Annotated in this window: 19 protein-coding genes; 1 reads left to right on the forward strand and 18 read right to left on the reverse strand. The window is 32.1% G+C overall.

The features are described 5' to 3' along the window. Position 1 precedes the first annotated feature (1 nt). The 18 genes from ACJJVJ_RS06210 to ACJJVJ_RS06295 form a co-directional block, all read right to left on the reverse strand. Positions 2 to 829, reverse strand: a complete 828-nt coding sequence (locus ACJJVJ_RS06210; RefSeq protein ID WP_405369555.1) for a hypothetical protein — start codon at positions 827 to 829, stop codon at positions 2 to 4. A gap of 38 nt (positions 830 to 867) precedes the next feature. Then, on the reverse strand, positions 868 to 2301 hold the full coding sequence (locus ACJJVJ_RS06215) for an MBOAT family O-acyltransferase (RefSeq protein WP_405369556.1): 1434 nt from the start codon (positions 2299 to 2301) through the stop codon (positions 868 to 870). A gap of 1 nt (position 2302) precedes the next feature. Then, a complete protein-coding gene (locus ACJJVJ_RS06220) occupies positions 2303 to 3709 on the reverse strand; it encodes a UDP-glycosyltransferase (protein ID WP_405369557.1) in 1407 nt (468 codons plus the stop codon). Continuing rightward, positions 3696 to 4829, reverse strand: a complete 1134-nt coding sequence (neuC, locus tag ACJJVJ_RS06225; protein ID WP_405369558.1) for a UDP-N-acetylglucosamine 2-epimerase — start codon at positions 4827 to 4829, stop codon at positions 3696 to 3698. The genes ACJJVJ_RS06220 and neuC overlap by 14 nt, the downstream gene beginning before the upstream one ends. Continuing rightward, positions 4826 to 5872, reverse strand: a complete 1047-nt coding sequence (locus ACJJVJ_RS06230; RefSeq protein ID WP_405369559.1) for an N-acetylneuraminate synthase family protein — start codon at positions 5870 to 5872, stop codon at positions 4826 to 4828. Before ACJJVJ_RS06230 ends, neuC begins: the two co-directional genes overlap by 4 nt. 9 nt (positions 5873 to 5881) lie before the next feature. After that, positions 5882 to 6814: a polysaccharide deacetylase family protein gene (locus ACJJVJ_RS06235; RefSeq protein WP_405369560.1), complete on the reverse strand. Its 933-nt coding sequence runs from the start codon at positions 6812 to 6814 to the stop codon at positions 5882 to 5884. Beyond that, positions 6811 to 7623: a formyl transferase gene (locus ACJJVJ_RS06240; protein ID WP_405369561.1), complete on the reverse strand. Its 813-nt coding sequence runs from the start codon at positions 7621 to 7623 to the stop codon at positions 6811 to 6813. Before ACJJVJ_RS06240 ends, ACJJVJ_RS06235 begins: the two co-directional genes overlap by 4 nt. Then, positions 7620 to 8291 (reverse strand): cytidylyltransferase domain-containing protein, encoded by a 672-nt coding sequence (locus ACJJVJ_RS06245; protein ID WP_405369562.1) that lies wholly within the window; start codon positions 8289 to 8291, stop codon positions 7620 to 7622. Before ACJJVJ_RS06245 ends, ACJJVJ_RS06240 begins: the two co-directional genes overlap by 4 nt. Further along, positions 8278 to 9423, reverse strand: coding sequence for a glycosyltransferase (locus ACJJVJ_RS06250; RefSeq protein ID WP_405369563.1), 1146 nt, complete (start codon positions 9421 to 9423; stop codon positions 8278 to 8280). The genes ACJJVJ_RS06245 and ACJJVJ_RS06250 overlap by 14 nt, the downstream gene beginning before the upstream one ends. Before the next feature lie 8 nt (positions 9424 to 9431). Continuing rightward, positions 9432 to 10916 (reverse strand): hypothetical protein, encoded by a 1485-nt coding sequence (locus ACJJVJ_RS06255; RefSeq protein WP_405369564.1) that lies wholly within the window; start codon positions 10914 to 10916, stop codon positions 9432 to 9434. 136 nt (positions 10917 to 11052) lie between these two features. Continuing rightward, complete coding sequence (locus ACJJVJ_RS06260; protein WP_405369565.1) at positions 11053 to 12117, reverse strand: glycosyltransferase family 2 protein; 1065 nt, start codon at positions 12115 to 12117, stop codon at positions 11053 to 11055. A 74-nt stretch (positions 12118 to 12191) separates the two neighbouring features. Further along, the gene (locus ACJJVJ_RS06265; protein ID WP_405369566.1) at positions 12192 to 12971 is read right to left on the reverse strand and encodes a glycosyltransferase; all 780 of its coding nucleotides are present in this window, start codon (positions 12969 to 12971) and stop codon (positions 12192 to 12194) included. Beyond that, positions 12968 to 13840 carry a glycosyltransferase family 2 protein gene (locus tag ACJJVJ_RS06270; protein WP_405369567.1) on the reverse strand — a complete coding sequence of 291 codons (873 nt, stop codon included), beginning with the start codon at positions 13838 to 13840 and terminating at the stop codon, positions 12968 to 12970. Before ACJJVJ_RS06270 ends, ACJJVJ_RS06265 begins: the two co-directional genes overlap by 4 nt. A gap of 89 nt (positions 13841 to 13929) precedes the next feature. Continuing rightward, a complete protein-coding gene (gene wecB / locus ACJJVJ_RS06275; protein WP_405369568.1) occupies positions 13930 to 15045 on the reverse strand; it encodes a non-hydrolyzing UDP-N-acetylglucosamine 2-epimerase in 1116 nt (371 codons plus the stop codon). Between the two features lie 177 nt (positions 15046 to 15222). Further along, positions 15223 to 16227 (reverse strand): glycosyltransferase family 2 protein, encoded by a 1005-nt coding sequence (locus tag ACJJVJ_RS06280; protein ID WP_405369569.1) that lies wholly within the window; start codon positions 16225 to 16227, stop codon positions 15223 to 15225. Positions 16228 to 16406: 179 nt separating this feature from the next. After that, positions 16407 to 17339 carry a glycosyltransferase family 2 protein gene (locus tag ACJJVJ_RS06285; RefSeq protein WP_405369570.1) on the reverse strand — a complete coding sequence of 311 codons (933 nt, stop codon included), beginning with the start codon at positions 17337 to 17339 and terminating at the stop codon, positions 16407 to 16409. Positions 17340 to 17343: 4 nt separating this feature from the next. After that, a complete protein-coding gene (locus tag ACJJVJ_RS06290; RefSeq protein ID WP_405369571.1) occupies positions 17344 to 18180 on the reverse strand; it encodes a glycosyltransferase family 2 protein in 837 nt (278 codons plus the stop codon). Positions 18181 to 18291: 111 nt separating this feature from the next. Next, entirely contained in the window at positions 18292 to 19131 is an 840-nt protein-coding gene (locus tag ACJJVJ_RS06295; protein ID WP_405369572.1) for a glycosyltransferase family 2 protein, read from the reverse strand. 134 nt (positions 19132 to 19265) lie between these two features. Between ACJJVJ_RS06295 and ACJJVJ_RS06300 the strand changes: the two genes are divergently transcribed. Then, entirely contained in the window at positions 19266 to 20027 is a 762-nt protein-coding gene (locus ACJJVJ_RS06300) for an FkbM family methyltransferase (RefSeq protein WP_405369573.1), read from the forward strand. Positions 20028 to 20037 lie beyond the last annotated feature (10 nt).

Consider the following 20037-nt stretch of genomic DNA (forward strand, 5'->3'; position numbering starts at 1 on the left):
TCTATAAATTAAAATCTTTAATAATTTGCTTAGTAAAAACTTGTGCTCCTTTATCATTCATATGCGTACAATTAGCAAAATAATCTGATTCATTGTAAAAAGAACTATAATTGATATACCCTGGATAAAAAGAAGTCAGTTTATTAAAAACAACTGTGTTATCCATATCAGGACAATAAGGTGAAGTAAAGAAATGGATTTTAGCTTTATCATTTACCGCCTCTTCTTTTATCAGTTCGGTAAATCTATTTTTTAAGGCAAAATCTTCTAACATGCCAGAGTTGCTATTACCTGTATGGTATTGCGGTACATATCCCAATTCTACGTATTCACTTGTATTTTTATATAGTTGTGCAAAGCATGCTCGTACACCATAAAGGTAGTCATACTTTGCATACTTGTAGAAAGGCAAATGATCTTCAGCTGGTGAGAAATTTAATGCTACATGATCAATTTGTATTTCATGACTATTTACAAAAGGAACTAATGAAGCTCTAAAGCTTTTTGTCATTGTCTCATTTTTCAAACTTGGATCTAGTTGAATAAATAAATGATCATAGGTGAGTCCACTTCTTTTGAGTAATTTAAGTAATACATAAGCATCTTGATAAGAACTACCACTCATTGCATAATTCTTACATATCTTACCGCTGACTGCTTCTATAATAGAACAATCTATATAATTCTCCACTCGAGAATTCCCTAAAAAAAGATAATCTATATGTTCTTGTTCTTGCTTAATAGCTAGCTGTAATTTACCTCTAGGTGAGGTCTTTAAAAAAACACAATCATACAAGTTATTCAAAACGACTACCCCTATGAATAACATTAGAATCAAAATGCTTATATGCTTAAAAAAACCTTTCATTAAAACTGAAAATAAATAAAATCTTGATGATTAGAATAAACACCTAAAGTAAGTAACATTAAGATCACGCTCGCTATTTTAATCCATTTCCATTTCCCAGTAAAAGGATGTTCTTCTTCTCTATGAAACCATTCATACATTACAAAAATGAATAGTATCAATAACATCTCAATATTATAACGTTCAATGTTTAGATACTCTATTTTAAAACTAGCTTCCGTAAAAACATTCTTAAGGTAATCAAATGCTGCTGCAATGTTCGGTGCTCTAAAGAATACCCAAGTTATACAAGCCAGTAGGAAAGTGAATAACATTTGTCCCATCTCTTTAAAGCTAGGTAATAATTTTCCTTTTGCTACTTGATCAAGATTATTTCTATTTCTATTTAAGAGCAATATTGGAACAAAGAACAGTGCATGAAGAAAACCCCAAAAAACAAATGTCCAGTTAGCACCATGCCATAAACCACTCACCAAAAATATGATAAACACATTACGCAACTGCATCCATTTAGAACCTCTAGAACCACCTAGTGGTATGTATAGATAATCTCTAAACCATGTCGATAATGAAATGTGCCAGCGTCGCCAAAACTCTGCCATGTCTCTGGAAAAATATGGATAATTAAAATTACGCATTAAATCAAAACCAAGTAAACGTGCTGTACCGATTGCGATATTTGAATACCCTGCAAAGTCACAATAAATTTGAAAAGCAAAATAGACAGCGCCTAGAATAAGACTCAAGCTGTTCATACTTTCGTAATTATTAAAAATACTATTTACATAAGGTGCGCAACTATCTGCTATGACCACTTTTTGAAATAAACCCCATAGAATAAGATTAACTCCAGAAATAGCTTGTTCTTCATTAAAGACGCGTTTCTTTGAGAATTGCGGTAATAAATTAGTCGCTCTCTCAATAGGACCAGCGACCAATTGAGGAAAAAAGGCTACATAAGCAGCAAAATTGATCAAGTTTTTAGAAGGCTCTAATTTCTCACGATAAACATCTATAGTATAACTTAATGTTTGAAAAGTGTAAAAAGAAATACCTACTGGTAATATAATATTTAAGGTACTCGCGTGCATCTCATAACCTAGAGAATTAAAAGCCTCTATCCATGAATCTACAAAGAAATTGAAGTACTTAAAGAAACCTAATAAACCTAGATTAATGGCTAGTGATATAAAAAGCAATAACTTCCTTCTAGACTTTACTTGTGATTTACTTATAGCGATTCCCAAGGAATAATCTATAACAGTACTAAAGGCTATTAGACCCAAAAAACGATAATCCCACCAACCATAAAAAAAATAACTCGCTACAAGAATAAAAGCATTTTGCAATTTCAAATTGCGGTTTACCACAAACCAATACAGGATAAAGCACAATGGTAAGAAGATTAAGAATTCTATAGAATTGAAAAACATATTATATCATCTCCTTTATCCCATCCCAAATACGCTCACTCGCTTTTTCTGGAGATTGTGGATGGTTCACGACCTTATACCATGCATTAGATGCTATAACCGAAGATGTTTTTTGATCTAATAAATCTTTAATCGATTTATAAATCTCACTTTTACTCTTTGCCCAAATTACTGCTTTCTCAACATCTGGCATAGATCTAAAATGCACATATTCATACACATGTTTTATATTACTCAAACTAGGTGTTAATTGTGGTTGCTCATAATTAGGATAAATGCATGATTTACCATGTATGGCAAAATCAAACACCATAGAAGACGCTATGTTCACAACAAACTCACTATGGAAACAAGTATTTACCAGTCGTTCAAAATCTTCTTTTGTGGGCATGATTTGATTCCACTCTTTACCTACCGGTTTCCATAAAGGCTCAATACTAGTAATTACATCTTTATATTTCTCTAATACGGCATCATACCTTCCCGTAAAATCAACAGGCACTTTACGATAAATAATTCCTAAGTTATACCCTTCAGAATTCAATTTCTCCACCGCTTGTGCGCAGTCTTCAAGATAATATTGATCTAATGGCGACGTTGTATAATCATCTCCAGAAAAACAGAAATATCTTTTATGAAGATCTAAAGAATGATCTTTAAAAAAGGCCTCCTTAGTTTTTATTATACCCTCATTATAATGAGGTTCAAATTGTGGTGTTCCTGTTATATATATGTCAGCATTCTTAGTTTCTGGATAATACTCCAGCAATTCCTTCTTCATTAATTCTGACCAGACATAATAAGCATCGGTAGTAATGGTCGACATTCCTTTGGGTAGATTATCCCAACTATACAACCACGTAGCCGTTTTAATACCTAAATCTTTTGCTGCAAGTATAGGCGCTATTCCCATAGTTGCCCGTTGTGTCGTAGAAAAAACCATTACCGGCTCATGTTCTTCTAGCTGACTCTTTAATTCCTTATAACGATCAGTAGAACGTTCTTTGTCATCGATTTTAATCAACAACTTTTCTAGCCCACTTTTTGAAGATCTAAAATTTTGATAATAAAGAACTATTAGATTTTTAAGCCCTTCTTTAATTCCTTTCCAGCGTAATGGAAATTTGTATGTATCATAGACTTTATCATTAGTTCGCTTTCGCGAAAGCGATAACTCTACACGTTTTCTTGCACGAGATAAAACTCCTGTTAAAGGATGAAGTCCTGTATTAGAAATCACCACTTCTTTAAATCCTAACTCTTCCTGAAGTGGAAATATAGTGTTGTTCCAAAAAACGACCTCAAAACCCATTTGCTCACCAATTTCTTTAAAATCAGTAAAAGCAAAATTCCTTAACCCCACACCATCTGGTAGAAGTACAAATATCTTAGGCTTATGGTCTGACATCTAGAAACTGTTTTTGATGGTTTAAATTCCATAAATCATCACTTTCTAGCGATTCCTTAAAAAGTGTTGCACTATTCCCTGTGCCAAATGTATTTTCGATTTCAAAACGCTCTTCTGGCAGATTTAAAATCGCCTCTAAAATTTCTTTTTTATCGGCATTTACATTGATCACTGCACTAGAAGTAACTCTATTTAACTGTCTTGATCCAATGTTTATGGATGGTATTCCATAATACGGTGCTTCTCGCACACCTGCACTGCTATTACCTATCATAAAAGAGGCATATTTAAGCGCTACTAGAAAATATTCAAATCTTAAAGAAGGTAGTATTCTAAATTGTTTATGAGACGCTATACTTTTCCAAGCATCTAGTATAATACTAGAACCGTGATCGTTATTAGGGTAAATGATTAAATAATTCTTACCAGATTCTATCATAGCATCTCTTAATGCATAGATTTGATCTTTTAATAAATCAACCTCGGTAGTTACTGGATGAAACATGCATATCGCATATTCTTTAAAATCGATGTCATAATAATTCTTCACTTCTTCTAGATCTGGAAGTTGATCTGAGAACATGATATCGACATCTGGAGAACCTATTACAGAAATTGCTTGTGGTAATTCTCCCATTTGCATCAGTCTGTTTTTTGCTTCTATGTTAGACACATAATGTACATGACAAAGCTTTGAAACCGCATGACGTATCAATTCGTCTATAGTACCGCTTAATTCTCCACCTTCTATATGAGCTACTAAAATATTATTCAAAGCTCCTACAGTTGCTGCTGCCAGCGCCTCTACTCTATCTCCATGAACGACTATTAAATCTGGCTCTACCTCTTTTACATAAGCACTAAAACCTTCTATAGTTTTAGCCAGTGTAAGATCCATCGTATTCTCACTTGTAAAGTTCTCAAATCGATAAAGATGAGGGAAATTACATCGTTCTATCTCTACAATCGTATCGCCATAAATAGGAATTAGATGCATACCAGTTGCAAATACATAGGGATCAAAACCATCGTGCTCCACAAGCATTTGAATCAAGGATTTTATTTTGCCAAAATCTGCTCGAGTACCTGTAAGAAATGCTATTTTTTTTATTCCAATCATGAAAGCTCTACATCACTTTTAAGCAACTGACTATCTATCTCTATATCTCTAAGAGCAACCTGACCTAAAACCTGATCATAATCTACTGCTAGTATTTCTCCTGTACCTGGTCTTTTTACCCAAATATTATCTTTAGAAAAAGCCTCTCCTTTTTTAATAGGTTGTATAGCACATACGGTTGCAAAGGCAAAATCTATAGTCACTTGCTCTTCGGCAGCTGGTTCTTTTGTCCCACCACGCATTTGTTGTAGTAACGCACTTCCTTCTATTAATTCTTTGGTTTCTTTCTCGTCCATAGAACACACTATATCTGGACCTGTGCGCTGCATGTGGTCTGTAAAGTGTCTTTCTAAAATAGATGCTCCTAACGCTACAGCACCAAAACACGCTAGATTAGAAACTGTATGATCTGACAGTCCAAAAACCAAATCTGGAAAAGCCTCATGCATCTCTACCATTGCTCCATAACGTACGAGATGTGCTGGTGTTGGATATAAATTGGTTGTATGTAAAATCGCTAGTGGTACGTTGTGTTTTTTAAATATAGCAACCGCTTTAGAAACACTCTCTATGGTATTCATTCCTGTACTGAGAATCACAGGTTTTTGAAAACTAGCGATATGTTCTAGTAAAGGATAATTATTACACTCACCACTACCTATTTTATAGCCTTCTACATCCATAGATTGCAATCTATTTGCAGCTGCTCTAGAAAAAGGGGTTGATATAAAGATCATTCCTTTTTCTTCTACATAGGCTTTTAATGCTCTTTCATCTTCTTCATTAAGAGCACAACGCTCCATTATTTCATAGATAGAAACGTCTGCATTACCTGGTATCACTTTCTTTGCAGCACCAGTCATCTCATCTTCTACGATATGCGTTTGGTGTTTAAGAACCTCTACACCAGCTCTCGCTGCTGCGTCTACCATTTCTTTTGCAGCTGTTAGACTACCTTCATGGTTAATACCTAATTCTGCGATTATTAATGGCGGATAATCTGGACCTATTTTACGTCCTGCTATTTCTATAAATGGATTCATAGTTAATTGTTAATTGCGGCATTTGCCATATGGAAACTCATTACAATCATATCGAGGTAACGCTTGTTTCCTATTGTGCAAATCATTTGATGTAATATCCCTAGATTCTACATTAAATGAAAACCGCACCTGATGCTTTTCTAGCAAGGATTCTGTTTCTTTTGTAAAGGTATGAAATCCTCCATAAGGGTAACAAAATGTCTTTATATCTAATGGAACAATATGAGTCATTAAATGTTCAAAGGAATCTACTATTTCTTCTTCTTGTCTAGCAAGACTTAACTTACTCATGATTAGATGATTTACCGTGTGACTACCTATGACCATTCCTTTTTCTTGCATCTCGATCATTTCTGTAGGTGATATATAAGTTTCAGAAAATAAGTGATCTTGGTTTTCAAAAAAATGATCCATTAACGCATCTAGAATAGACTCTCTATAGTCATAATCTATGTAATAATTTAATGTGCGTTTTACCAGTGCTGCATGAGCATCATTAACCTGTAATTGATAGGTATCTTCTTTAAAGGCGGTTATTTCTTCGTCCTTTAAATGCTTGTTTTCTAGAATTTCATTTAATTTGAGATACACTTCTTCACCACTGTTCTTACCCAATAATAAGTGTATGCGATGTACATCTAGTATTTTCTGCTGTTGATGTACTCCTGTGTTGATATAAAACAATCCCCATAGTTTTCTTTCTAACAGAATGGGCATTACATATTTATAATGATCTTTAAAGCCATCGTCAAAGGTTAGAACAACTCCTTGTACAGGTTGCCCAGTTTCTAAACTTTTCCAAAAATCATTTTTATCTACAAACCCATAAGTTTCTTCAAAAAAATCTAATTGTTTTTCAAAATCCTCTACATGTAGGTTTTTAAAAAACGGCAGGTTTGTAGAGTCAGGTCTTACATAATGATACATAACTGCTTTCATCATAAGGCACTATTTTCTATAATAGGTACAAGAAGATCTTTTTGTTTTTTATCTCTTAAGTAGTTGGTAATTCCGCTTTCGCGAAAGCGAGAATACAACATCTCTACACTACTCTCGTCAAACATTGCGTTTTTATAAATCTTATCTTTATTTGAATCTTTAATTTGAGGCATAGAAATTAATCGATCATATTGATTAATTAGGGATGCACAAGTCTTAAAAGATTTAATAAGCAATCGATTACATATCACATGAAAAGTATCTAGCGGATACATATCTGGACGTATTTGATGTATCACTTTTCCAGTATCTATTCCTCTATCTATATTCATAAAAGTGACACCGCAATATTCTGGTTCATCATTTACAAATGGCCAGAAGTTAGTCCCACTACCTCGATAATAGGGCGATAATCCTAAATGTATATTTATAAAACGATCTGGAAATGCCTCTATCAAAGGCGCTTTGATTATAGAGCAACCGTATGAAATTATTAAATCTGGAGACAACTCAATAATTTCTTGAACGATCTCTGGATCATTAATAGCTCCTTTTTCAATATGTTTAGATTGTGATAGATCTTGACTATACGCAACAAATATTGAAAAGAAATCGATCTCTGTTTGTTCTCTAGCCTGTAAATGTTGAAATCTAAGATGAGACTGCTTTGTATCTTTAATTTTAGAAACTAGATTTCTTTCAATACTCTCGCAGTAAGTCCTGACTACCTCTATTCCAGGCTGCAACGAGATGTACATCTTGAAAAAATCATGACGCAATTCTCCAGAAGTTAAAAGTACAACTCTTTTCATGAGGCATGCATTTCTAGCATTAACTCAGCAAATTTAAAATCGGTGATATCATCTATATCTACTCTAGAAAATGGATGATCTACGACCATAGCAAAATTATGTTCTGCAAGAATGTTTCCTTCTAAAATCTCACTCACCTTTGTGATATAAAGCAGCCCATTTTCTCGATACAATTGTGGCAAATCCTGACTTCTTTGTCCCATAATATAGTTTTCTGGCACAAATTTATCGCCCACTATTTTACCGAATTTTTCTTTTAGAAAATCCACCGTCATTAAACTATCTACTTTAGAACTCTCAAAAGATTCTAAAGATTCTTTCAGTAAATTCCCTGGTCGCAACGGATTTGTAGGTTGTAACAAGATGACATTTTCATAAGAACCTGATAGGGATTCCAGAGTATGCTGCATCGCACTTATAACAGGCTCATGATCACCAGATAGTTCTGTTGGCCTTTTGATCACTTCTACGCCACAATCCATAGCCACTTGCGCTATGTCATTACTGTCTGTGGTAACGACGATTTTATCAATTAGACTACCAGCTAATAAAGCATATTGTATACTATGCTGGATTAATGGTATACCATCTAATTCTTTTAAGTTTTTTCCAGGCAGCCTTTTTGAGCCACCGCGTGCTGGTATAATGACTAGGTTAGTTAGTTGCATAGTTGGGTTCTGTAGATTGATACATTAGTAGTACTTTCTTTGTAACAATTGTGCGAGATAAATGCTCTTGCGCATAGAGCTGATTGTATTCAAAAGCTTTTTGAATCATATCTAAGTTTTGTATAGTAAAAGTAATGTGTTGCTTAATTTCTTCCATATCCTCACAATCTTCAATAAGCAAGCCATTAGACTGATGCGTCAAAACCTCGGCCGTGGCGTTTCCTGGATTGCTTTGGATAGGAAAAGCACCGCTGCAAATAGCCTCTAACATGGTATTAGGCATACCGTCAGAATTGCTGTTACCTATATAAATTAGAGATGAAGACATAAGCTTAAGTATTTGATCATGACTCAAAATACCATTTACGGTTATGTCTAGTTCCTTCTGGTTTTGAAATGCTCTGACCTCAGGATTTGTAGCACCGAAAACGATAATTTTATAATCAATGAGTAATTTACTTATAGAAACTATTGCTTCTAAAACTGGCAATGCTCTACCAGATCTATTTTGATTTCCTTTTATGAGAATAACCTTCCTTTCTGCAACAGGTTTTATATATTTTTGAATAGCTGTTAGTTTAAAACCACCACCACCAGGAAAGGCACCTAAGAAATCTCCTTTAAAACCATGTTTAATTGCAATCTTATGATCTCTTAAACAGTCTGTAATTAGGTAATTGACTCGTGGTAATACTTTTTGAATATCATTTAAATACTCTGGTATATTTTGATAATAATACAAATCGCTACCCCATGAAGAATACATCCATTTTATATTCTCATGTTTTTTCATCACCTTAAAAATAGGTGTGCATGAAATATATAAAGCAAAACTATGAACTGCATCTGGTTGTATTTCTAAAAGCGCTTTTTCAAATGCTGTTTCTACAGACACGTCTAATTTTGATGATAGAAACGAGAAGAATTTAGGTAACCGTTTTTTAATAAAGGTTCTTCCTCTCTTCTTTAAAAACCCTTTTTTCCAGTCTACATATTGAGTCATCCAACTCAAAGCAGGAGAATATCCTTGATCTAATATATCAAACCAGAATACCTCATATCCACTTTCCTTCAACTGTTCAGACCAGCGAGTAAAGTGCAGATTATTCATGGAAACGAGAAGGATTTTCATATGTTAAATTAGGTTAGCGGATTATAAATAGGCTGATTAAAATTTATTTTATTATTTCTACTTAGTAATAAATCTAACTTCAAGATAAACTCATTAGACATAGGGTCTACATAATGAACCAAATCATCATTTAAGTAATTCTGGTAATGCATTAATCCAACCTTATGAAAAATAATAGTCGGTATATTTAAAAGCGTTGCTTCAATTAAACTGCCCGACCATAACGTTATATGGATTGACGCTTTAGTCATGGCAATGGACAACGACTCAATTTTTGGATCTTGAAATGAATATTTTGAACTATCAACTTTACTGTGATTTAAAAAATTGATATAAATTTCTTTATCATCACTATTCCTAGGATGAAACCTTAAAATAAAATGATAATTTCCAAATTTCATAGCGTGAAGAAGTGAATCTGGAAAAATTTCTTCAAGAGGCGAAAGGCTTAGAAGTTGTAATGTATATAAAACTTTAGCTGGAGTAGTCAAATCATTAGAGATACTCAAAGAAGTTTCTTTTAAGGAATAACCCAACCAAGGTTGATTCACTACTATGGCGCGATTAGGAGATTTTATCCAAAGATCAAAATTTCTTGCTGTGTATTGATCCCAAACCCAATAAGTGAGAGGCATAGTATTAAATCCTTTATTAGGAACTTTAGTCCAAAACGAATAAGCCATATGAAGATTAGACTGCGGCCCGTGTTGAAACTCTACTGTTTCTATTCCAAGATAATTAGCTGCCACCATAGCTGCAGCAGTGCTATCAAATCCGTAATAACTAACAAATATTATTTTTTGTGCTTTAGCTTTTATAAAACATTTTTTATAAAAAGGAATGTCCGAAGATACTTTACGCGTCCAATTTGTTATACTTTTTAAATCTAATCCCATTTCTTTAGTGAACCATGCTTGGTTTTTACAAAATTCAAAGAAGTCATTGTATAAACTTAGTGATGGAGTGCTCTTTTCAAATCTATATTTAAAAATCTTATTTTTTAATACTTGCACCCTTCTATAATGCCTTACTGCAGCAGTTAAATCTATAGTTTTTTTTCGATTATACACTGGCAATAAAAGTTTATCAAAATCAAAAGTAATAGAGTTTGATTGTAGGTTATGATGAGCAATCATACTATCAAAAAAACGATTGAAATAAAGAGAATTATTTATTATCCTATGCATACTATGACCAAAGAAAATCAATTTATTATTTCTTATTTGCTTATTTAATAAGACAAGCTCTTTGAAATCTTTCCACCATTGAATTCCTTTAGTACTATAATTTTCGTTTACTGTTTTTTGAAAAGGTTTTGTTGAAGTTTTTTGACCTGGTTTTAGGATATGTTGACATAAACGTATGTAGAGTTTAAATCTTATTTTAGGCCATACATGAATTCCATTTATTTCCCACTCATTTACTGGAAAAGTTTTTTCCAATTCAAGAATTAAATCCTTGATATCATAAAAAGAATTCACTTTATCTTTCATATAAGTCTTCACATTTATTTTTTATTATTGAAATCTAAAGCTTTTCTATTTGTTAAATTTATAGTACTTACTTAAAATAGGTTTTCATCAATGTTTTCTTTAAACACATTTTCTTGAATCCTTATTTAGTTTACCATTAAATGAGCACCTTTATAACCGCTAAATCTGTATCATACTCATAAAAGTACGGACGGTTGCGATAATGCAAGATAATCGTTTCTAGTAGTCTATCATTAACCAGATCCATATCTAGAACAGGTTTCGTTTTTTTGTTAAGGATTTTTTTAATTTTATCCTTATTATTTTTTAAAACCTTGGTTATTCTTATCTCCACAGGATTTTCTGGTGGCTGTACTATTAGGCTCGCAAATAAACCGATAATTTCTTGTTGATAGTTTTCAAATTCCCAGATTTCGGTAGGTTCTTTTAAACGTGTATATGCAGCAGGATCACAGGCCAAACCCCATTGATCATCTAAGTTGACTTTCGTTGTGTTACGCTTTCGCGAAAGCGTGTAATATTCATGATTCACCTTTTCTAAGTAGCTATGAAACGGTTGCTTACTTTTTTTATCTCTGTAGCCCTTTGCATGCCATTGATGCAATAACAAAACATCTTTCTTGTACAAATTAGTCTGTACACCGATGCGTTCTAGACGGTCAAACATATCGGCATCTTCGGCACCCCAACTGTGATAGAACTCATCAAAACCATTTATGGTTTGTAATTTCTCTGTATTAAAAATAGCTGTGCCGGTTAATCCACCTATAAAATCTATATGATAATCACTGAATGCTTTTAAGCTCTTACTTTCTTCTTCTTTTAAAAATCCATAAGGAAAATTAATCACCTCATTTTCTGAGGCTAGTATCAACGCCTTTTCTATAAATTCTGGATGCGCTATACAATCCATATCTAGCACCATAAAAAAGGTAGCTGTACAATCGCGCAATACCATATTAATAGCACGCGTTTTATGGAAAAGTTGACCTTGCGTAGGGCAAAGTATGAAATAAATTTTGGGAAAACTTTCTTCTAGTAATGCTTTAAATTTGTGTTGATAATCTATATCACTACCGTAATCTACAATTACTAATCGAGTTGTATCATTAAGTTGTGGCACTATCGATGCAATACTACGTCTAACCGTATTCAAATCACGATTGCGATTAGGTATGACTATGGTAACGCTTTTAGACATAAATAAGATTTGTTCTCGTGTTCATAAAATTATAAAGCTAGTAATTATAACAAGATATAATCACATCACTATATTTAAAATTTTTTAGGTTTATTATTAATAAATGAAATGATAAAAAAGTATCTTTTAAAAGCATAAAATATGTCCACAAACATATTCTTAATAGCACGATAAGAACTCATGACCAATCCTTTTGATGCAGATAAAAATTTAATATCTTCATGCCACAATTGATAGTTACCTATTACATCGTTTTTAAATCTAAAAAACAATTGCCCTTTAGAACGTTTAATTTGATAGTTAAAAATGGACGGTACAAAATCGATTTCATAACCTTTATCAAGAATTCTTTTAGACCATTCTTTATCTTCAAATGTGGAAACATCTTCATTAAAAGGATGCTTTTCCCAGACTTTTCTACTAAACGCTGATCCTGAAAATATCAATCCGGACCTGTTAGGATCATCTTTTGCTTTAATATCATTGATATAGTTCCTATAATCATTAGAATTATGTAAACACCGCACTCCTGCCAGATTATCGTTTTGATCAAACTTATCTTGAATTAACTTAAAGAAGTCGTGACTTACTGGATAAGAATGAGCACTAAAAATAACAATTATATCGTGAGTAGCTTTTTGTGCCGCAAAATTTGCACTGCCACCATAACTAAATTTTTTAATAGTTTCAAATCGTGTATTGTACTTTATGGATACTTCTTTGCTTCTATCGGTAGATAAGTTATCTATTACTACAATTTCAGCAATGTCATGTGTGTAGCGTTCTCTAAGATTTTTAAGTAAAAACTCTAAAGCTACATCTTGATTCTTGTTTCGTATGACTACAGTTATCATTTTACAGATGCTTTTTGTTCTTTTAAAATACCGATTAACTTCAATGGTTTCACGATAACTTTACCGATTTTATATTCTAAAGATTGTTGTAATCGCTGTTCTTTTTTCCTACTGGTAACTAGATGATGTGTAAATACTTTAATACAGTTATCAAAATCTTCTATATAGATTTCTCTATGTTTATGAATCAAATACTCTTTTACTTTTTCTGCTTTAGTTTTTATAGTTTGTACGAGCATAGATTGAGTTGCTTTACGGTAATAAAACAATGGTTTAGGTAAGATGTGGTATTTATAACCTCTTTTTGTTACGGAAAGCCAAAAATCCCAATCCTCAAAACCGTCCTTCATGGACTCATCATAACCGCCTACTTCTATCCAAAGTTCTTTTTTGTATAGGGATGTAGCCACTAATTGATTTACATAAAGTAGACTCTTATAAGAATTGCCTTTAGGCTTATGAACCATGACTACATTATCAATACTTTCTTTGAAGAATATGCTATAACAGCCTACGATAGCGACTTTTTTATTGGCGTTAAAAACGGCAATTGTTTCTTTTAAGTAGTTTGAATGTAATAAATCGTCTGCATCTAAGGGTAATATGAAATCTCCTTTTGCCACCGCGATTCCAGCATTTCTTGCACTAGAAAGGCCACCATTTTCTTTTTTAAGGTACCTAAAGCGAGCATCTTTCTCACACCACTTTTGTGCTACGGTCTCGGTTTGATCTGGACTACCGTCATTAACGATTATACATTCCCAGCTTTTACATGATTGATCAAGAACAGACTTCAATGAGGTATCTAGATAATGAGCTTGCTTGTAACAAGGAACAATTATAGATATCTGAGGCTGAGAGTCGATCATAAATTCGTTGAATAGGTTTTACTTTACAAATCTAATATGTTTTAAAGGAATGGTCCTTGACTATTATATTTATATATTAATCTAAATGTTTAAGCTTCATTGATAATCTTTATGATTTGAGAAACAGCTTTTCCATCACCGTAAGGATTTACGGCACTAGCCATACGATCATAATGACTTTTATTTAGAATTAGCTTTCTTGTCTCACTTACTATTCGTTCTTGGTCATTACCCACTAAAATAACAGCTCCACTATCTACAGCTTCCTGTCTTTCTGTAAATTCTCGAATAACTATCACAGGTTTATTGAGCGATGGTGCTTCTTCTTGAATCCCACCACTATCTGTAATAATTAGATAACTGCGTTTCATCAACCATATGAACAACTCATAATCTAGTGGTTTTAATAATATGATGTTATCTATTCCTTCTAGCTCTTCACCTACTGGATTTAGAATTTTCGGATTCAAATGAACTGGAAAAACGATATTATAATTCGGAAATTCATTTGCGATAGATTTTAATGCTTTACATATTTCTAGAATTCCATTACCTTGATTTTCTCTACGGTGGCTGGTAACTAGAATAACATTAGAATCACCTATAGATTTCTTAAAATCAAGTAGTCTTTGTGATGGTGTTTCTTCCACAATTTTCAAACCTAACAAAAGAGCATCTATAACTGTATTACCTGTTACAGTTATGGTTTGCTCATCTATTTTTTCATCTAATAATTCTTGTCTAGATTGTGCTGTAGGTGCCATGTGCAATGAGGCTAGTCTAGAAATGATTTGACGATTTGCTTCTTCTGGAAATGGAGAATAAATATTATGTGTACGCAACCCTGCTTCTATGTGTACAATTTTTTTTTGAACATAAAAAGATGCTAATGCCGTAATCATTGCCGTAGTTGTATCTCCATGCACAAATACATAATCAGGATTAAAATCATTGATAATATTAGAAACACCATCCATTAATTTACTTGACAAAGATGATAAACTCTGATTAGGTTTCATTAAATCTAAGTCACTATCCGCTACTAAATCAAAAAAAAGCATTACTTGGTCCAGCATTTGTCTATGCTGTGCTGTTATGCAAACATGCAGATTAAATACATCTGGCTTTGATTGAAATCCTTTTATTAAAGGTGCCATCTTAATAGCCTCTGGTCTAGTACCTATTACAACGAGTATTTTTTTCATAAATTAGTCTATTAAGTTTTGGCACTAATTAATTTCATGTATGACAAGTCTTATCTAACATTAAATACAATGTCTTATTTAAAAAATCACCTTTTCATCATAAGAAAAAAGTACCGTAGTAGTAGCCTGAATAATATATTGATATCTAAATTAAAAAAACATTTTCTATTGTTGATTTTAAACAATTATCCTTTTGATCCTTTTAAGAGAATAGAGAAACATCCATATAAGTGATGAACCACTTACCTCATACTTTTTCAAAATATTGAAACTCACCTTAAAAGACTTAGAGATTACTAAAAGATCCAATAGCTTCTCATAGTGCTTTATATGAGCATTGAAAACAGGAGCCAAGTTATACTGAAAACAATCCTGATCAACACTGAAAATGTCTTTAATAATGCCTTTGTGGTTTTTGAAAAAATAGTCTGAAGCCTCTTTCTTGTTTAATTGATTTAAAACTAAGAAACGCTTAGTAACTTCATTAAAACTAAATGTTTGTTGAAGTTTAGTAAACATATTATCAATTAAGTCATGTTTAAAACCACCTGAAGAACTAATCTCTGTTGTTAAAGAAGAACCGTGAACTCTATATTTATACACACTTTCCTCAATCTTATTACACTTCAGCTTAGTCAAATTTGATAACCAAAATGCATAATCCTCAATTCTGAACAAATCAACGTCATAATAATTATCTTTAAATAAACTCGCCTTTCCTAAAAAACTAGGACCTATAATGTTTTGAAATAATAATTCCCTTACAACACCTACTGATTGTTTTTTAATTAAGGTATTATTCTGATTCACAATATCGTAATTAGAAAAAACAAAATCTGATTCAGTTTGAGTTATACTTTTTAACAAAACTTCTAAATAATTACTCTTAAACACATTGTCATCGCTTGTCCAAGTGACATAATCACCTTTTGCTATAGCAAAACCTTTATTTAAAGTGTAAGGAAGTTGTTTATTTATCTCGTTTTGAATAATTTTTATTCTGTTATCTAATTTTTGATATTTAGTTGCAATATTCAGACTTTGATCGGTTGAGTAATCGTTAACTATTATAAGTTCCCAATTTTCTATAGTTTGATTCAAACAACTATCTAATGCCTGTGCAAGAAACTCTTCACCATTATAAAGAGGTAAAATTATAGAAATTAAAGGTGTAGTATTCACTTGGTCTATTTATAAATTTAGAATGTAACTAATGGAAATCTTAAACTTAGTTAACAAAGAGAATATAACTTCTATCACAAATAACTCTTAGCTTTATGACTTGCCAATGTTGTAATTCTATTCGTTTACACAGCGAAATTGCACTTAATTTATATATGATGCTTTTCTTCTATTAATTATTAAGAACGAATATACTTCATTATCACATAGCCTTTTCCAGTAAGATAAGTTACCCCTATCGCAAATGGGTAAAATACTCCTTTTATGCCAAAAAATTTAACCAAAAGTGAAGTAGTTTTCCAAATTTTATCTGGTAGAACTTTGAACTTTGCTAGTTCATAATTTATTAGCAATTGATTGGATAGCATCCATTTGTTCATCTCTATAGCATCTGTATTTTTAAAGTAATTTACAGTCTCTAAAAAATTGTCTGCAATTGTCGCTTTGAAAATATTCATGTCTTTTTTTGCCATCTCAACAATACCTTGATCATGAATTCTACGATGAGTTAAAATCTCATTTATCAAAAAACCATTTTCGGTCAATAACAACAGCTTTATATTATACTGGTATTCAGTAGCCTGATCTCTTAGACCAGCTAAAAAATCGATTTGATCTGCATATTTTCTTTTTACAAGAAGGTCATTAGTGATCCATGCCGTTTTAAAGTCTGCAAATCTCATGGCAGTTAGCTCTGCGGTAGTACGATCGATCTCATACGGTCTTTCTAATAGTCCAGTCTCGTCGAAATTGATACAATCACCTACGACGAAATCATAATTACCTTCCTTTAGGTACTTCATACTCGTCTCTAAATGATGTGGCAACATCACATCATCACTATCAAAAAACTTTACGTAATCTCCTTTTGATAAAGTATATCCATAATTCCTTGAGTAATTAGCACCCTTTGGTACACTTTCAGGTCTCTGTAAATAAGTAAATCGCTCATCGTTATTTACAAACTCTTGTACGATTTCGTCAGTATTATCCGTAGAACCATCATCCACTATAATACACTCAAAAGCACTATAAGTCTGATTTGCAATGGATGTAAGCGTCTCTATGATATACGCTGCTCGATTATAAGTTGCAATAATTATAGAAATCATATTATTAATTAGTCTTTACTATTTTTTTAAAACCTTCAGCAATTGTGATTATGGAACGACTCCATTTAAAAGATCTACTGTTTTTGATTCGCTGGTTTTCTTTTTTGAGCCTATTATTTTCCTTTATAAACTCTCTGAAAAAAAAGGCGTCGTGTTGCTTATAATCTTGACGATATTTATTGAATAATTGCATTCGCAATTCTAAGTCGTTGGATTCAGCAGTATCATTTCTAGAAAATTCTGTATCTGTATAGTTAAAGAGGACTTCTCGCACCACGCCATAACGATATCCTTCTTTTAAGATTCTTATATTCAAATCCCAATCTTCATAATTATCTTTCATTGCTACATCATAAAGTCCTGCTTCAAGTATGGCGCTCTTTTTAAATAACAAGCAAGAAAGAGCTCCGTTATTCATCAAACAAGATTGTAAAGATATTTCTTGAGGAATGTAAGGCATTATTTTCTTGCCTTTTACCACACGCACATAACCGCACATTACAGCTCCATATTGATCATTTTCGGCAAATTTATCAAGAGCTTTTTCTACAAAAGTGTCGTCAAAATAATCGTCTGCATCTAGCGTTAGAATATAATCCCCTGCAGCTTTGAGTATGCCATTATTTCTAGACACACAAACACCTTCATTTTTTTGATCAATAATTAAAATAGAATCATGAACTTTTTCAAGTTCTTTAATTACAGCAAGAGAATCATCTGTAGAGCCATCATTGACTACTATAATTTCATCGATAAAAACAGTTTGTTGTAGCAAACTATCTATGGCTATACTTATAGTAGATTGAGCATTATAGCATGGAATAACAGCAGATACTAACATGATTCAAAATTAAACTTTTAATACTTATGAATTCCTATAAGTAGGATTGTTTCGCTTTTTGGCGTGAGTATAATAAATTCAAATAAAGTAACCCTATATAACTTCTTCTTTTCAAGATCTTTTCTTCTCTAAAACAAACGCAAATAAGCTTATTATTAAATTTATAATTTTAATGAAAAAATTATTTGTAGATACAATTTCTATCTTCTCATTTACATTACTGTATACACTATCATGTAAGTGTTTCCCTTTGAGTAATTCATTGAAATTAGAATCGTAAAGATTATAATTCTCAATAAGAACTTTTTTGATTTCTGAATTATGGTTTTCTACATTAGCTACAGTAGTAGAGATGCCGCCTTCATAAAAGTTGGAAATAATCACATCTATTTTTTTATAACTTACATTTTCAACGCAAATGGTTTTCAAGAAAAATGCCCAGTCAGAAACTATTTTCAAATCTGTGCGGTAATTTCCATAAAGATCAAATAGTTCTTTTTTGATAAAAGTTGCTGGATGGCCTAGAGATGTGTTCTTGAAAAAATTAAAATCTAACTTTTTAGGATAGCGATGTATAAAATCAGGTCTATCATCACTTATTATAGATAAATCTCCATAAATTATACTCGTATTATTATCTAAATACGGCTGTACTTTATGAATAATGTAATTCTTGTATAGGGTATCCCCACTATTTAGAAAAAGAACATAATTTCCATTTGCCTGTGCAATTCCTTTATTCATTGCATCATAAATCCCTTTATCAGGCTCACTCACCCAATAACTATAATTATCTTTAGTTTTTTGAATCAGTTCTTTGCTACCATCACTACTATTCCCATCTATAATGATATGCTCAAAGTCTTTTACAGTCTGTTCTTGGACACTTTTTAGAGTACGTTGGAGACCTGTGATGTCATTATAATTGATAGTTATGATGGAAATATTCATATTTATTTATTCAGGTCAGAGCTGAAATATAATAATAAGTAAAGCCATATGGACTTTAGAAGTTGCAATAATGTATATTTTTTTTTAATTCAAAATTGATTAACCTATTTATATCTAAATAGAATGCCATATTTTTGGCAAAAAACCAATCCATGATTTTATATCGGATAAAGCGTAAAATAATTAATATTTTAAAGAAGCAATTCCATTTGGTTGAAAAATCATCGATTTCAATCGATGCATATCGTCGTAAAAAATTACAATTATATTGCGGTATAAATAAAATTTTAGATGTTGGAGCAAACAGCGGTCAATATGCCTTAGAACAGATCAATGATCTTCATTACCAAGGCTCAATAATTTCTTTTGAACCTATGAAAGAGCCTTTCCAACAACTCCTTGAAAAATCAAATAAATTCACTTCTTGGGATGTTGTAAATATAGGATTAGGTCTCAAAAAAGAATCAAAACACATTAACGTAGCTCAGAACTCTTATAGTAGCTCTTTATTAGAAATGCTACCATCCCATTTAAATAATGCTCCACAATCACAATATATTGATCAAGAAGAAATACAGCTAGACACTTTATCAAATGTATATCACACTCATTGTAATAAGAGTGATAATGTTTTTCTTAAAATAGACACTCAAGGATATGAATATCAAATCTTAAAAGGTGGTTTAGAAATTTTAAGTAATATCAAAATCATTCAACTAGAAATGTCATTAATTCCACTTTATGCTGGTGAGACCACATTTGAAGATATGAAGAATTATCTCTCCGATAAACACTTTAAACTTGTATCGATTGAGCCTGGTTTTTACAGTGAAAAAACAGGACAGTTACTTCAAATGGATGGTATATTTATAAATACCAAGCTTGTAAAGCTTTAATAAAATATTT

This window comes from Nonlabens sp. Asnod2-A12 (assembly GCF_045063745.1).
Taxonomy (GTDB): domain Bacteria; phylum Bacteroidota; class Bacteroidia; order Flavobacteriales; family Flavobacteriaceae; genus Nonlabens; species Nonlabens xylanidelens.

Bases quoted from the DNA above. Each gene is read 5' to 3' on its own strand.
- ACJJVJ_RS06250 (WP_405369563.1), bottom strand. From the start codon at position 9,423: ATGAAAATCCTTCTCGTTTCCATGAATAATCTGCACTTTACTCGCTGG.
- ACJJVJ_RS06260 (WP_405369565.1), bottom strand. From the start codon at position 12,117: ATGTCTAAAAGCGTTACCATAGTCATACCTAATCGCAATCGTGATTTG.
- ACJJVJ_RS06220 (WP_405369557.1), bottom strand. From the start codon at position 3,709: ATGTCAGACCATAAGCCTAAGATATTTGTACTTCTACCAGATGGTGTG.
- ACJJVJ_RS06270 (WP_405369567.1), bottom strand. From the start codon at position 13,840: ATGATCGACTCTCAGCCTCAGATATCTATAATTGTTCCTTGTTACAAG.
- ACJJVJ_RS06240 (WP_405369561.1), bottom strand. From the start codon at position 7,623: ATGAAAAGAGTTGTACTTTTAACTTCTGGAGAATTGCGTCATGATTTT.
- wecB (WP_405369568.1), bottom strand. From the start codon at position 15,045: ATGAAAAAAATACTCGTTGTAATAGGTACTAGACCAGAGGCTATTAAG.
- ACJJVJ_RS06230 (WP_405369559.1), bottom strand. From the start codon at position 5,872: ATGAATCCATTTATAGAAATAGCAGGACGTAAAATAGGTCCAGATTAT.
- ACJJVJ_RS06285 (WP_405369570.1), bottom strand. From the start codon at position 17,339: ATGATTTCTATAATTATTGCAACTTATAATCGAGCAGCGTATATCATA.
- neuC (WP_405369558.1), bottom strand. From the start codon at position 4,829: ATGATTGGAATAAAAAAAATAGCATTTCTTACAGGTACTCGAGCAGAT.
- ACJJVJ_RS06265 (WP_405369566.1), bottom strand. From the start codon at position 12,971: ATGATAACTGTAGTCATACGAAACAAGAATCAAGATGTAGCTTTAGAG.
- ACJJVJ_RS06215 (WP_405369556.1), bottom strand. From the start codon at position 2,301: ATGTTTTTCAATTCTATAGAATTCTTAATCTTCTTACCATTGTGCTTT.
- ACJJVJ_RS06295 (WP_405369572.1), bottom strand. From the start codon at position 19,131: ATGAATATTTCCATCATAACTATCAATTATAATGACATCACAGGTCTC.
- ACJJVJ_RS06255 (WP_405369564.1), bottom strand. From the start codon at position 10,916: ATGAAAGATAAAGTGAATTCTTTTTATGATATCAAGGATTTAATTCTT.
- ACJJVJ_RS06245 (WP_405369562.1), bottom strand. From the start codon at position 8,291: ATGCAACTAACTAACCTAGTCATTATACCAGCACGCGGTGGCTCAAAA.
- ACJJVJ_RS06235 (WP_405369560.1), bottom strand. From the start codon at position 6,814: ATGATGAAAGCAGTTATGTATCATTATGTAAGACCTGACTCTACAAAC.
- ACJJVJ_RS06210 (WP_405369555.1), bottom strand. From the start codon at position 829: ATGTTATTCATAGGGGTAGTCGTTTTGAATAACTTGTATGATTGTGTT.
- ACJJVJ_RS06290 (WP_405369571.1), bottom strand. From the start codon at position 18,180: ATGTTAGTATCTGCTGTTATTCCATGCTATAATGCTCAATCTACTATA.